The organism is Bradyrhizobium sp. HKCCYLS20291 (assembly GCF_051167715.1).
GTDB lineage: Bacteria > Pseudomonadota > Alphaproteobacteria > Rhizobiales > Xanthobacteraceae > Bradyrhizobium.
Genome location: NZ_JBNPTO010000029.1, coordinates 35,626 through 47,601, shown reverse-complemented (window position 1 = coordinate 47,601; position 11,976 = coordinate 35,626). Strand labels below are relative to the sequence as shown.

At 67.0% G+C, this 11,976-nt stretch carries 12 protein-coding genes and 1 tRNA gene; 10 read left to right on the top strand and 3 right to left on the bottom strand.

Annotation, left to right across the window (positions count from 1 at the left end):
* Positions 1 to 275: 275 nt before the first annotated feature.
* Positions 276 to 1,310, bottom strand: coding sequence for a polysaccharide deacetylase family protein (locus ACQR07_RS35945; RefSeq protein ID WP_434906768.1), 1,035 nt, complete (start codon positions 1,308 to 1,310; stop codon positions 276 to 278).
* 327 nt (positions 1,311 to 1,637) lie between these two features.
* On the opposite strand from ACQR07_RS35945, the gene ACQR07_RS35940 reads away from it, so the two are divergent.
* Both ACQR07_RS35940 and ACQR07_RS35935 read left to right on the top strand, forming a co-directional pair.
* Positions 1,638 to 1,925, top strand: coding sequence for a hypothetical protein (locus ACQR07_RS35940; RefSeq protein ID WP_434866545.1), 288 nt, complete (start codon positions 1,638 to 1,640; stop codon positions 1,923 to 1,925).
* 118 nt (positions 1,926 to 2,043) lie between these two features.
* Complete coding sequence (locus ACQR07_RS35935) at positions 2,044 to 2,259, top strand: cysteine rich repeat-containing protein (protein WP_434906767.1); 216 nt, start codon at positions 2,044 to 2,046, stop codon at positions 2,257 to 2,259.
* Positions 2,260 to 2,302: 43 nt separating this feature from the next.
* Here ACQR07_RS35935 and ACQR07_RS35930 read toward each other — a convergent pair whose 3' ends face one another.
* Positions 2,303 to 3,985: an MFS transporter gene (locus ACQR07_RS35930; protein WP_434906766.1), complete on the bottom strand. Its 1,683-nt coding sequence runs from the start codon at positions 3,983 to 3,985 to the stop codon at positions 2,303 to 2,305.
* A gap of 185 nt (positions 3,986 to 4,170) precedes the next feature.
* On the opposite strand from ACQR07_RS35930, the gene ACQR07_RS35925 reads away from it, so the two are divergent.
* The 5 genes from ACQR07_RS35925 to ACQR07_RS35905 all read left to right on the top strand — a co-directional run bounded on the left by ACQR07_RS35925 (position 4,171) and on the right by ACQR07_RS35905 (position 9,583).
* Positions 4,171 to 5,538 carry a hydrolase gene (locus tag ACQR07_RS35925; protein ID WP_434906765.1) on the top strand — a complete coding sequence of 456 codons (1,368 nt, stop codon included), beginning with the start codon at positions 4,171 to 4,173 and terminating at the stop codon, positions 5,536 to 5,538.
* 165 nt (positions 5,539 to 5,703) lie between these two features.
* Positions 5,704 to 7,101, top strand: coding sequence for a cytochrome P450 (locus tag ACQR07_RS35920; RefSeq protein ID WP_434906764.1), 1,398 nt, complete (start codon positions 5,704 to 5,706; stop codon positions 7,099 to 7,101).
* A gap of 144 nt (positions 7,102 to 7,245) precedes the next feature.
* Positions 7,246 to 7,713, top strand: a complete 468-nt coding sequence (locus ACQR07_RS35915) for a TerB family tellurite resistance protein (protein WP_434906763.1) — start codon at positions 7,246 to 7,248, stop codon at positions 7,711 to 7,713.
* Positions 7,714 to 7,902: 189 nt separating this feature from the next.
* Positions 7,903 to 8,682 carry an SDR family NAD(P)-dependent oxidoreductase gene (locus ACQR07_RS35910; RefSeq protein ID WP_434906762.1) on the top strand — a complete coding sequence of 260 codons (780 nt, stop codon included), beginning with the start codon at positions 7,903 to 7,905 and terminating at the stop codon, positions 8,680 to 8,682.
* A 91-nt stretch (positions 8,683 to 8,773) separates the two neighbouring features.
* Complete coding sequence (locus ACQR07_RS35905; protein WP_434906761.1) at positions 8,774 to 9,583, top strand: glutamine amidotransferase; 810 nt, start codon at positions 8,774 to 8,776, stop codon at positions 9,581 to 9,583.
* A gap of 141 nt (positions 9,584 to 9,724) precedes the next feature.
* On the opposite strand, the gene ACQR07_RS35900 is transcribed toward ACQR07_RS35905, so the two are convergent.
* Positions 9,725 to 9,800 (bottom strand) — tRNA-Ala (locus tag ACQR07_RS35900).
* A 209-nt stretch (positions 9,801 to 10,009) separates the two neighbouring features.
* On the opposite strand from ACQR07_RS35900, the gene ACQR07_RS35895 reads away from it, so the two are divergent.
* The 3 genes from ACQR07_RS35895 to folD all read left to right on the top strand — a co-directional run bounded on the left by ACQR07_RS35895 (position 10,010) and on the right by folD (position 11,800).
* Positions 10,010 to 10,300 carry a YggT family protein gene (locus tag ACQR07_RS35895; RefSeq protein ID WP_434906760.1) on the top strand — a complete coding sequence of 97 codons (291 nt, stop codon included), beginning with the start codon at positions 10,010 to 10,012 and terminating at the stop codon, positions 10,298 to 10,300.
* A gap of 15 nt (positions 10,301 to 10,315) precedes the next feature.
* Complete coding sequence (locus ACQR07_RS35890; protein ID WP_434906759.1) at positions 10,316 to 10,645, top strand: DUF167 domain-containing protein; 330 nt, start codon at positions 10,316 to 10,318, stop codon at positions 10,643 to 10,645.
* A gap of 270 nt (positions 10,646 to 10,915) precedes the next feature.
* Entirely contained in the window at positions 10,916 to 11,800 is an 885-nt protein-coding gene (folD, locus tag ACQR07_RS35885; RefSeq protein WP_434906758.1) for a bifunctional methylenetetrahydrofolate dehydrogenase/methenyltetrahydrofolate cyclohydrolase FolD, read from the top strand.
* Positions 11,801 to 11,976 lie beyond the last annotated feature (176 nt).

The window sequence follows — 11,976 nt, the reverse complement described above, 5'->3', positions numbered from 1 at the left end:
CGCGCCGGTTGGAGCGATGACTTCTTTTTCGAACTCCTCGCTCACGTGCGATAGCCCTGCCCTCCAGGGGAGGGTGAGACTGAGATGGCGGCACCTGACCATCGTCCCATCGGCAGTCGGCGAGCGTCGCGCAGAGCTCTGGCGAGCCTCGTCCCAATCGTCGGTCAGAGCATCAGGTATTTCCGCTTGATCGCATCATGCTCTCGCAACGAAAAAGGCCGGGCCTGCCGCCCGGCCTTCGCGTCTTGCATTTCGCGTCTTGCAGAACGCGAGCATCACTGCGAGATGGTCTGGATCACGCTGGAGATCGGCCGCGCATTGGTCATCGTGGTCGGCAGCTTCGGGTCCTGGCCGATCATCGCGTCGTATTCGGGCAGCGTGTCGAGCGTGCCCTTCGGCTTCATCGCGACGACCTTGTAGCCGCCGGCCTTGAGCCGCCGCAGCAGGGTCGGCAGCGCCAGCGCGGTGTTCTTCTGGAAATCGTGCATCAGGATGATGCCCTTGCCCTTCTTGTCGAGCCCGGTCATGACCGTGTTGACGACCTGGTCGGCATCCTTGGAGCGGAAGTCGAAGCTGTCGACGTCGCAGGAGAACATCGCGATGTTGCGCTCGCCGAGATAGGCCACCGCCGACGGCCGGTGCTGCAGCTGCGGGAAGCGGAAGAACGGCGCCGGATTGCTGCCGAGCGCGAACTTGACCGCGCTGAAGCCCTTCTCCAACTCCTCCTTCGCCGTCTGATCGGTCATCTTTTTGCCGTTCAGGTTGACGTGCGACCAGGTGTGCACGCCGACGACATGACCGGCGGCCAGCACCTGGCGCAGGATCTCCGGATGATAGGTCGCGTGCTTGCCGATGGTGAAGAAGATGCCGGTGGTGCATTCGTCGGCCAGCGCCTTCAGCACGGCCGGCGTGTTGACCGGCCACGGGCCGTCATCGAAGGTCAGCACCACCTCTCGGTCGGCGAGGAAGTCGAACTGCTTGAAATGATCGAGGCCGAAGCCCGGGCCGCCCTTGGTGTCGACGACGACGGTGCGGGAGATGCCGAGCGCGTCCGGATTGGCGCAGCTGGATTTGGGCAGCACGGGCGCGGCGGCCGGCTTCGCGGGCACGGTGCCGGTGATCTCGACGTCGTCCTTGGCCGTGGATCTGGCTGCCACTCTGGCGGGCGCCGGCGCCGGCTCGGAAGGCCTCACCGCTGCGCTCTGCGCTGCGGCCTTGGCGGCGTTCGGCTTCGAAATCCAATACCAGACGCCGGTGATCGCCAGCGCCGCAACGACGGTGGCCAGCAGCAAGCCTAACGCATTACGCATGGTTACTCTTCCCGAAAACGCGAGACACAAGACGCCGAACGCAACACTGTCCGGCCCTTCGATTAGCTTCCATTAGTGCCAATGAATCCTTAACGCGGTGCCAACACGGCCAGGATCGGCCAAGATTTCCAGGATGATGCGCCGGCCAAACCGGCACTTCACCGGAGCGACACGTCGCCGCGGCCGAAACGTCTGCGCGGCGGACAGGCCGGGGTTGAACGGCCCGATCTGGCGTGACCCGCATCACTGTTGCTAGAGAGCGACCGGGCCATGATGGACGCATTGAACACGGGGCTCGCAATCACGCCGAGCCGATGGGAGCCAGCCATGACGAAGTCCACCAATCTGCTGCGCAACGCTGTTCTGACGGTTGTCAGCGCCGCCGCCCTCTCCACCTTCGCCTCGACCGCCAGCTTCGCCTTCAGTGCCGAGGCGCAGCAGATGTGCACCGGCGACGCCTTCCGTCTGTGCAGCAGCGAGATCCCGAACATCCCGGCGATCACCGCCTGCATGATCAAGAACCGGTCGTCGCTGAGCTCCGGCTGCCGCATCGTGCTCGACAAGGAAGTGGCCAAGCGCGGCGGCAAGGTCGCCGAGGCCGGCGACGCCAACTGAGCGCCCGCTCGCAACGCCCCGTGATGCGCGCCCCGGCTGCGACCGAGGCGCTTGCGAGGCCCGGTTGCGATCACTAAAAGCGCCGCCAAACCTTCAATGCTGGAGCGAGGCGTCGGTCATGAGCAGATTTCTGGTGGTCATTCCCGTGGTCTTGATGGCCACGGCCGCATCGGCCCAGCAGCAGCCCGGCCAGGACGCCTGCGCCCGCGACGTGTCGCGGTATTGCCGTGCCGTGATGAACAATGGCGACCAGGCGGTGCTGGCCTGCCTCAAGGAGCACCGCGCCAAGCTGTCGAAGCCTTGCGACAAGGTGCTGACCGACCACGGGCAGTAGGTCCGCCTCACTCGACAAGCATTCAAACGAATTGCGGGACTGCCTACGGCCCGCTGCGCGCGGCCGAGGCGACGGCCGGCGCCTGCTCGGCGGTGCGGTCGATGTCGCCCTTGGCGCGGACCGAGCCGAACGGCCGCTCCAGCATGCGGCGGATGCGGACCGGATCGACCCCGATGTGGAAGTCGATGGCGCGCTGGTGCAGCTCGCGCTCGGTCCGGGTCGAGCGGTTGCGCTGACGCAGATAGTCGATCCAGGTCGGGCAGTGATAGCGCTCGGTCCAGAGTTCGGGATCGGCGATGTCGCGTGCGATCGACCAGCCATAGGCGCCGTTGCGCTGCCGGCTGAGCTGCACCTCCTGCATCAGATCGTGAAAGGCGCGCGCATTGTCCTCGGCGACGCGATATTCGATCTCGACCACCAGCGGGCCCGAGCGCGGCGTCAGCTCGAGCTGGACCTGCGGATCGGCCAGGGTTTCGGCATCCTCGTTGCGGGCGCCGATCGGCGGCATCCGCAGCCAGAGACCGAGCAAGGGGGACGCCACCATCAGCGCGCCCGAGACCAGCAGAGCGACCTCGACGCCGGCGGCGTCGGTCAGGCGGCCCCAGCCCCAGCTGCCGATCGCGATGCCGCCGGAGATCGCGGCCTGAAACGCGGCCAGCGCGCGGCCGGCGACCCAGCGCGGCGCCGACAGCTGCACGCCGATGTTGAACAGCGCCACCGCGAGCATCCACACCGCGCCGGCCACGACCAGCGCGGCTGCCGTCAGCACCGGCTCGGTGCTCAGCGCCACGGCGGCCGTCGCAGCACCGAGCGTCAATGCGCAGCTGCGGATCGCCGCCTCGCCGGACAGCCGCTTCCGGATATCGCCGATGTTGAGCGCGCCGACCACGGCGCCCATCCCGAATGCGCCGAGCATGATGCCGTAGGTCTGCGCGCCGCCATGCAGCAGGTCGCGTGCGACCAGCGGCATCAGCGCCGAGATCGAGCCGCCGATCAGGCCGGTCACGAGGGTGCGGATCAGCACGATGCGGATCGACGGCGAATTCAGAATGTAGCGGACGCCGGACACCATGGCGCGGTTGAGCGGCTCACGCGGCAGCCGGCTCGGCTCGACCACACGCCGCCACAGGAACAGCGCGGCCAGCAGCGGCAGATACAACAGCGCATTTGCCGCAAAGGCTGCGACCGCCCCGGCGGCCGCGACGATGACACCGCCGATGGCCGGGCCGAAGCTGCGGGCGATGTTGTAGCTGATGCCGTTGAGCGCGACCGCGGCGGGCAGCGTCTCCGGCGGCACCTGCTCGCTGACCGAGGACTGCCACGCCGGGCCCATCAGCGCCATGCCGCTGCCGACCACGAAACACAGCGCGAGCAGGCGCTCTGGTGTCACGAGACCGTGCCATGCCAGCACCGTCAGCGTCACGGCCCCTGTAAGCGAGACGGCCAGCGCAGCCAGCGCGACGATGCGCCGGTCATACATGTCGGCAATGGCGCCGGCAGGCATGGAGATCAACATGATCGGCAGCATCAAGGCGGTCTGCACCAGCGCCACCTTGTCGGCCGACGCGGTCATCTGCGTCATCGACCAGGCGGCGCCGACGGCCTGGATCAGAAGGCCGAGATTGGAGAGCAGGCTCGCCAGCCAGATGCGGCGGAACACGACGTGCCGCAGCGGCGCTGCGATGCTCTCGGCGGCGAACAGCTCACGTTTCTGCGGCGCATTCATGCAGGTCGATCCACCCCAACGGCGCTGAATTCCGCGCGCCGGACTCCGTCGCATTGAACTATCGCTTGATTCCGGCCGGACGTATGTGATGCCTGCGAATGTCCGCCGCTGTCCAGTGCTCCCATGCCGGATCCTGGACTGCGGCCCACGAACACAAAATGAATGAGACCAAGGGGAGATCGCCGATGAATTTGACGCGCCGCACCATCCTGAAGAGCGTGAGCACCTTGCCGCTGCTTGCCGGCGGTCTGTCCTTACCTGCTCGCGCGCAAACGACGAGCGCCGCGGCTGGCGACATCCCGCCCATTCTCCTGGTGCACGGCAACGGTGATCACGCCGCACTGTGGATCACCACGCTGTGGCGGCTGGAATCGAATGGCGTGCCGCGCACGCGATTGGCCGCGCTGAACTTCACCGATCCGCTGGCCCGCAACGACGACACCGTGGCGCAGCCGAACCGCTCGTCGACCGACGACCAGCGCCGGGAACTCGCCGATGCCATCAAGGCGCTGAAGCAGCAGACCGGCGCGGCGCGGGTGGCGCTGGTCGGCAGCTCGCGCGGCGGCAACGCGATTCGCAACGTCGTGAAGAATGGCGGCAGCGCGGACGTCAGCCACGCCGTGCTGTGCGGCACGCCCAATCACGGCGTGTTCGATTGGGACGACGGCCTCGGCAACGAGTTCAACGGACGCGGCCCGTTCCTGCGCGGCCTCAATGGCGCGGATAGCGAGGTGACGGACGGCACCGCCTTCCTCACGTTGCGCAGCGACGGGTTCGACAAATATGCGCAGCCCGATGGCCGTCTGGTCGGCAAGCCCGGCGTGCCGACCGGCATCACCGCCGAAGGGCCGGCACTGAAGGGCGCCACCAACCTCGTGATCGGCACGCTCGATCATCGCGAGGTCGCGTTCCATCCGCGCGCGTTCCGCGAGATCTACAAATTCATTGCCGGCCGCGAGCCGGCCTTCATCGCGATCCAGCCGGAGCGCGAGGTGCGAATCAGCGGCCTGGTCACGGGAACGCCGGGCGGCGCGCCGACCAATCGTCCGGTGGCCGGCGCCAGCGTCGAGGTCTATCGCGTCTCCAGCGAGACGGGCGCGCGCAATGGCGAGCCGGTCTATCGCGGCGAGACCGGCGCCGACGGCCGCTGGGGTCCTGCGCAGATCGACCCGAGCTCCTATATCGAGATCGTGCTGACATCGCCGGGCGCGCCGATCACGCATTTTTACCGCTCGCCGTTCCCGCGCTCGTCGGATGTCGTTCATCTGCGCGCGGCGCGACCGCTGGGCCAGGCCGACGCCGGTGCGGGCGCCATCGTCATCATGTCCAGGCCGCGCGGCTATTTCGGCCTGCCGCGCGACATCGTGCTCCTCGACGGCAAGGAACCCGCCGACGTACAGAAGGGAGTACCTACCGACGCGGCAGCGACATTGCGGCTGCCGGCGGGCGAAGTCGGACGCAGCGTCATCGGACTGTTCAACGACGAACGCATCGCCGCCCGTCTTTGGCCAGCATCAGAAAGTAGGATTGCGATGATCGAGCTGACTAATTAGTTGCTGGAGTAAGATGGTACGTCAAAGCTCATGGAGGGCCCGAAGTCGGGTCCTCCCCGTCACGATGGCAGCACGCGGCCTGGATAGGTTTGCCCTTGACGCAAGCCGGGCCGCGCCCGGCTGCGACAGCCGGCGCGTCGGCGCAAGGTCGCTGCGGGGAATTCCATGAGCACCGCCGAGATTCACTATCTGCCGCAGGCACGGGTTCCGCATTCGCGGGGACCGTTGATCCCGCCGATGCCGCCGCGCGCCCCCGACAGCATGGGCACGCTGCGCCGCGTGCTGATGATGGGGCAGAACGCGATCGCCACCTGGAGCCAGCGCGCCTATGAGGATGAGATCATCCGCGGCCGCTTCCTTGGCAGCTCCAGCTACATCCTCAACACGCCCGACACGATCAAGCATGTGCTGGTCGACAATTGGGAGAACTACGCCCGCACCGTCGGCGCCATCCGCGTGCTTCGGCCGGTGCTGGGCGACGGCCTGCTGATCGCCGAGGGCAAAGCGTGGAAGCACCAGCGCCGCACCCTGGCGCCGGCCTTCACGCCGCGCGCGGTCTCCGGGCTCATCCCGCACATGGTCGCGGTCACCGATGAGACCGTCGACCGGATGCGGCAGCAGTGCGGGCAGCCGCTCGATCTGCGCGAGATCATGCAGCGGATGACGCTCGACATCGCCGGCCGCACGATGTTCTCGTTCGAGATGGGCCGCCACGGCACGACCTTGCGCGACTTCGTCTATGAGTATGGCGAACGGCTGGCGGCGCCGCATCTGCTCGACATCGTGCTGCCGCTGTCCTGGCCGACGCCGCGCGATTTTGCCCGCCGCCGCTTTCGCAGGCGCTGGACCGATTTCATCGGCACGCTGATGGCCGAGCGCCGCGCGGCCGGCAAGCTCGAGGACGCGCCGCCGAGCGACCTGTTCGACCTGATGGGGGCGGCCCGCGATCCCGAGACCGGCGCGGCGTTCACCGATGCGCAGCTCGCCGACGAGGTCGCGACCATGATCCTCGCCGGTCACGAGACGACGGCCACCGCACTGTTCTGGGCGCTGTATCTGATCGCGCTCGATCCGGCCAATCAGGACAAGCTCGCGGAGGAGGCGCGCGCCGCGACCGATCTCAGCAATCCGGACCAGTTGCCGTTCACCCGCGCAGTGATGGACGAGACGCTGCGGTTGTATCCGCCGGCCTTCCTGATCGCGCGTGCCGCGAGCGGCCCAGACCGCATCGCCGACTTCCAGATCAAGCGCGGTGACGTCGTGCTGATCTCGCCCTGGCTGCTGCACCGGCACGAGAAGCTCTGGGACGCGCCCAATGCCTTCAAGCCGGAGCGCTTCATGCCCGGCGCGCCTCCACCGGAGCGGTTCGCCTATCTGCCGTTCGGCGCTGGCGCGCGCGTCTGCATCGGCGCGCATTTCGCGCTGGTCGAGGCGGTGCTGGCGCTGGCGCGGCTGGTCGGCGCCTTCCGGATCGAGGTCGTCGACCGGGCGCCGGTGATGCCGGTGGGCGTGGTGACCACCCAGCCTGACCGATCGCCGCTGTTCAGGATCACGCCGCGTTGAACGGCGCCTTTGCGGCTGGGGACTCTGACTGAAATGTCATGCGATCGGCCAGCCCCAGCGCATTGCCGGGGCCGCCTTGCATTCTCATATTCATGAGGCAGGCCGATCAACGCCTGGGAAAGACATCAGCGCGCGAAGGACCCCATGCTCGAAGGACTGCGCCAATTCATCGCCGACGTCGTTTCGCCGCACGAGACGCCGGCCTTCGACGACAATGGCTATCAGCTCGCGGCGACCGCGCTGCTCATCCATGTGATCTCGTTGGACGGCGAGCCGAACGCGGCCGAGCGGCGCAAGCTGCACAGCTTGATCGAGCTGCGTTTCGGCCTCGATCGCGGCAGCGCCAGCCGGCTGATCGCGCAGGCCATGCTGGCGGAGGGCGAGGCCGTCGATCTCTACCGCTTTACCAGCGTGATCATGCGCGAGGTCGACGAGGCCGGACGGCAGCGCATCGTCGAGATGATGTGGGAGCTGGTCTACGCCGACGACACAGTCACCGAGTTCGAGGACAATGTGGTCTGGCGCGCGTCCGAGCTATTGGGGATCTCGACCCGCGACCGGGTCGATCTGAAGCATCGGGTGGCATCGCGCCGGTCCGCACCTCCCGCCTAAGCTGCGGAACCCAGATGAACAAACTTTAATTTTACCGTCTGCGATCCCGTTCCTGTAAACCTATGTGAATATGGGATGATTCATCCGCGCTGTCGCGGGGTCAGAGTTCCGGCCGCTTGCATGCATCGACCTGCTTATGCTCTCGTCCGCGCCAGCAGATTAGTCGAAATTGATTGAAGAGCAGGGATCGTGGGCGAACGTGTCACGCTCATAACGGGAGCGTCAGCGGGAATCGGAGCCGAACTGGCTCGAATCTTTGCGGCGAATGGACACCGTTTGGCGCTTACCGCGCGGCGCGAGGACCGGCTCGCGGCACTGGCGCAGGAGGTCGTCGCCAAAGGCGGCCCGGCGCCGATCGTGATTCCGTGCGACCTGACCTCCCGCGACGCCGGCGCGACCATCGAGGCTGGGCTGTCCGCCGCCGGCGTCGAGCTCGAATACCTCGTCAACAATGCCGGTTTCGGCCTGTTCGGCAAGGCCGTGCAGCTTGATCGCGCCGAGCAGCTCGACATGATCGCAGTCAACGTGCGCGCGCTGACCGAGCTGTCGCTGCGCTTTGCCGACCAGCTGATCCGCAACAAGGGCGGCATCCTCAATCTCGGCTCGGTCGCCGGCTTCCTGCCGGGGCCGGGAATGGCGGTGTATTACGCCTCCAAGGCCTACGTCATCTCTTTCACCGAAGCCCTGCGCAAGGAGCTGGCACCGCATGGCGTGCGCGTCACGGTGCTCTGCCCCGGCCCGGTGCCATCGGAATTCCAGGACCGCGCCGGCTTCAAGCCGGGAGTGGACTCCGTGATCCTCAACGTCTCCCCGGCATCGGTTGCCGAAGCGGGCTACCGTGGCCTGATGGCCAACAAGCGCGCCGTGCTGCCCGGCCTGGGCATCAAAATCGTGCCGTTCCTGCTGCGCTGGTTTCCGCGCGGCTTCATCCTCGAGGCCGTGGGCAGGCTGCAGCTGAAGCGAAGTTGATTGACGCTGGCCCGGCGCTTGCTTTGGAATGCTGGGGTATGGTCGCTCGCTCACGCCCCGTTAATCTTTGCTTAGCTATGATCGCCAGGTGATGCTCAGGCAAACCTCTTCGTTGCAACCGAACGGGACCGCCACGGCGGACGTTCGGCACATTCCCTCGAAGCTGGATCCGGCGGCGGCGCCGCGGCGGCCGGTCCTCATCATCCTGCACCAGGAAACATCGAGCCCCGGCCGGGTCGGCAATGCGCTGCGCGCCCGTGGCCATCGGCTCGACATCCGCCGGCCGCGGTTCGGCGATCCACTGCCGGAAACGCTCGATGCGCATGCAGGTGCCGTCATTTTCGGCGGCCCGATGAGCGCGAACGATCCGGACGACTTCGTCCGGCGCGAGATCGATTGGCTTTCGGTGCCGTTGCGCGAACAGCGCCCGTTTCTCGGGATCTGCCTCGGGGCGCAGATGCTGGCGATCCAGCTCGGCGCCAAGGTGGCTCCGCATCCGGAAGGACGTGCGGAGATCGGCTACTATCCGATCAGGCCTACCCGCGCGGGACACAAGCTGTGCCCGCATTGGCCGGATCACGTCTATCATTGGCATCGCGAGGGCTTCGACCTGCCGGTCGGCGCCGACCTGCTCGCTGAAGGCAGCGACTTCCCGGTGCAGGCCTATCAGTACGAGAATGCCACCGGGCTGCAGTTCCACCCCGACGTGACCTACGCGATGATGTGCCGCTGGACCACGCGCGGTCATGCCAGGCTGGATACGCCGGGGGCGCGGCCGCGACATCACCATTTCGAAGGCCGTGCGCTGCACGACCGCGCCGAGCGGATGTGGCTGGCGCATTTCCTGGAGGGATGGCTGGCGCGGCAACCGGTGGCGGCGATGGCGGAAGCCGCGGAATAGCCGCGGCGTCGGATCAGCTCGGATCAACGATGGCTTGTCAGGTCTGAAGGCCCGGCTTCGCCAAATGGCTACGCCAGACACCACGCTTCGCCCTTCAGGCTGTTGCGTGGCCGTGCCACGCGTAGCCCGAAGGGCGAAGCGTGGTGGAGCCAGGCGGGATCGAACCGCCGACCTCATCATTGCGAACGATGCGCTCTCCCAGCTGAGCTATGGCCCCGAAACACGATCGCTTCGTCACGGCCGCGCGAGATTGGGAAGGCGGCCGTCAGATCGGGCGCCATTTACAGGCGCAGCCCTGGTCAAGTCAAGAACGCTCACATCGCCCGTTAGCCTTGACGGCCAGCTTCCCTTGTTTGGACCGGGGGGAACCGATATCTACCGAACGATACAGGTCGAATCCGCGACCTCGCCCCCGAGTGGACCCGCATGCGTGCCGTTCTAGACATCGTTCTGATCGTTCTCGACCTCTATGTCTGGCTGCTCATCGCCTCGGCGATCCTGTCGTGGCTGATCGCCTTCAACGTCGTCAACACGCGCAATCAGTTCGTCTCTGCGGTGGCTGACTTCCTGTACCGAATCACCGAGCCGGTGCTGGCGCCGATCCGGCGCATGCTGCCCAATCTCGGCGGCCTCGACATCTCCCCGATCATCCTGATCCTGATCATCATGCTGATCCAGCGCGTGATCAGCTATTACATCTATCCGAACGTCTTCTGATCGCGCGTCGGCGCGATGGAGCCGTGGCGCCCCACCTCCGACGGCCTCACGGTCGCGCTTCGCGTGACCCCGCGCGGCGGCCGGGACACCATCGACGGCGTCGAGACGATGTCCGACGGCCGCCCGGTGCTGAAGGTGCGGGTGCGCGCAATCGCTGACGGCGGGGAGGCCAATCGCGCCGTCACCGAGCTGCTGGCCAAGGCGATCGGCGTCACCAAGAAGGCGGTGCGAATCACCTCGGGCGCGACCTCGCGGCTGAAGCAGGTCGCCGTCGACGGCGATCCCGCCAAGCTCGATCAGGCCTTGCGCGCGCTCATCACACCCCATAAGCCGACCGGGACATAACGAGAGCAACGCCAGACGAGTGAGCGAGCTTTCGGCTCCGCAAGCCGCAGCCTTCACCCTCCCCTGGAGGGGGAGGGTCGCCTCTCATGAGCGCAGCGAATGGGAGGCAGGCTGGGGTGATCTCTCCACGAGCACGAGCGCGCCTGGAGAGATCACCCCACCCCGCTCGCCCGCTTCGCGTGCGACCGACCCTCCCCCTCCAGGGGAGGGTGGGAGTTCGCGGCACGAGTCGTGCTCCAATGGACTGCGTTGAAACGACGAGGAAGAGCAATGACCGCGCGCATCATCGATGGAAAAGTCATCGCAGCCGATCTGCGCGCGCAGGTGGCGCGCGAGGTCGAGCGGGTCAAGCGCGACCACGGCCTGACACCCGGCCTCGCCGTCGTGCTGGTCGGCAACGACCCGGCCTCCGAGGTCTATGTGCGCAGCAAGCACACCCAGACCCAGGCCGCCGGCATGGCCTCGTTCGAGCACAAGCTACCGGCCGACGTGACCCAGGATGCGCTGCTGGCCTTGATCGGCAAGCTCAACCAGGACCCGGCGGTGCACGGCATCCTCGTGCAGCTGCCGCTGCCGAAGGGCCTGGAGACCGAGATCGTGATCAACGCGATCGATCCGGCCAAGGACGTCGACGGCCTGCATCCGCACAATGCCGGCCGCCTCGCCGGCGGCCAGCCGGCGCTGGCGCCGTGTACCCCGCTTGGCTGCATCATTCTCAGCAAGACGGTGCATGCGTCGCTCGAGGGACTGAATGCGATCGTGATCGGCCGCTCCAACCTGGTGGGGCGTCCACTGGTGCAGCTGCTGCTGAACGAGAACGCCACGGTGACGATCGCGCATTCGCGCTCGCGCGATCTGCCGGCACTGACCGCGCGCGCCGATCTCGTCTACGCGGCGGTGGGCCGTCCAGAGATGGTCAAGCGCGACTGGATCAAGCCGGGCGCGACCGTGATCGATGTCGGCATCAACCGCATCCCGACGGCCGAGGGCAAGTCGAAGCTGGTCGGCGACGTCGCCTATGCCGAGGTGGCCGAGGTCGCCGGCGCGATCACGCCGGTGCCGGGTGGCGTCGGCCAGATGACGGTGGCGTGCCTGCTCGTCAACACGCTGCGCGCCGCCTGCGCCATCGCCGACCTGCCGAAGCCGTTGGTGTGAGCGCGGACATTGACCTTCGCGTCAACGTCCGCCGTTCACGCAGGCCTCGAGCCGCGTCAGATTGGCTCCCGTCGGCATGCCCGATGACGCGGGAATGCGGAGCTTCTGCCAGCACCAGTTCTTGCGCGAGCATTCACCGTTGTACGACGACCAGGCCGTACCCGGCGGGCAACGAC

Bases quoted from the DNA above. Each gene is read 5' to 3' on its own strand.
- ACQR07_RS35905 (WP_434906761.1), top strand. From the start codon at position 8,774: ATGCTCAGGCAAACCTCTTCGTTGCAACCGAACGGGACCGCCACGGCG.
- ACQR07_RS35935 (WP_434906767.1), top strand. From the start codon at position 2,044: ATGAGCAGATTTCTGGTGGTCATTCCCGTGGTCTTGATGGCCACGGCC.
- ACQR07_RS35895 (WP_434906760.1), top strand. From the start codon at position 10,010: ATGCGTGCCGTTCTAGACATCGTTCTGATCGTTCTCGACCTCTATGTC.
- ACQR07_RS35920 (WP_434906764.1), top strand. From the start codon at position 5,704: ATGAGCACCGCCGAGATTCACTATCTGCCGCAGGCACGGGTTCCGCAT.
- ACQR07_RS35890 (WP_434906759.1), top strand. From the start codon at position 10,316: ATGGAGCCGTGGCGCCCCACCTCCGACGGCCTCACGGTCGCGCTTCGC.
- ACQR07_RS35940 (WP_434866545.1), top strand. From the start codon at position 1,638: ATGACGAAGTCCACCAATCTGCTGCGCAACGCTGTTCTGACGGTTGTC.
- ACQR07_RS35945 (WP_434906768.1), bottom strand. From the start codon at position 1,310: ATGCGTAATGCGTTAGGCTTGCTGCTGGCCACCGTCGTTGCGGCGCTG.
- ACQR07_RS35930 (WP_434906766.1), bottom strand. From the start codon at position 3,985: ATGAATGCGCCGCAGAAACGTGAGCTGTTCGCCGCCGAGAGCATCGCA.
- folD (WP_434906758.1), top strand. From the start codon at position 10,916: ATGACCGCGCGCATCATCGATGGAAAAGTCATCGCAGCCGATCTGCGC.
- ACQR07_RS35925 (WP_434906765.1), top strand. From the start codon at position 4,171: ATGAATTTGACGCGCCGCACCATCCTGAAGAGCGTGAGCACCTTGCCG.
- ACQR07_RS35915 (WP_434906763.1), top strand. From the start codon at position 7,246: ATGCTCGAAGGACTGCGCCAATTCATCGCCGACGTCGTTTCGCCGCAC.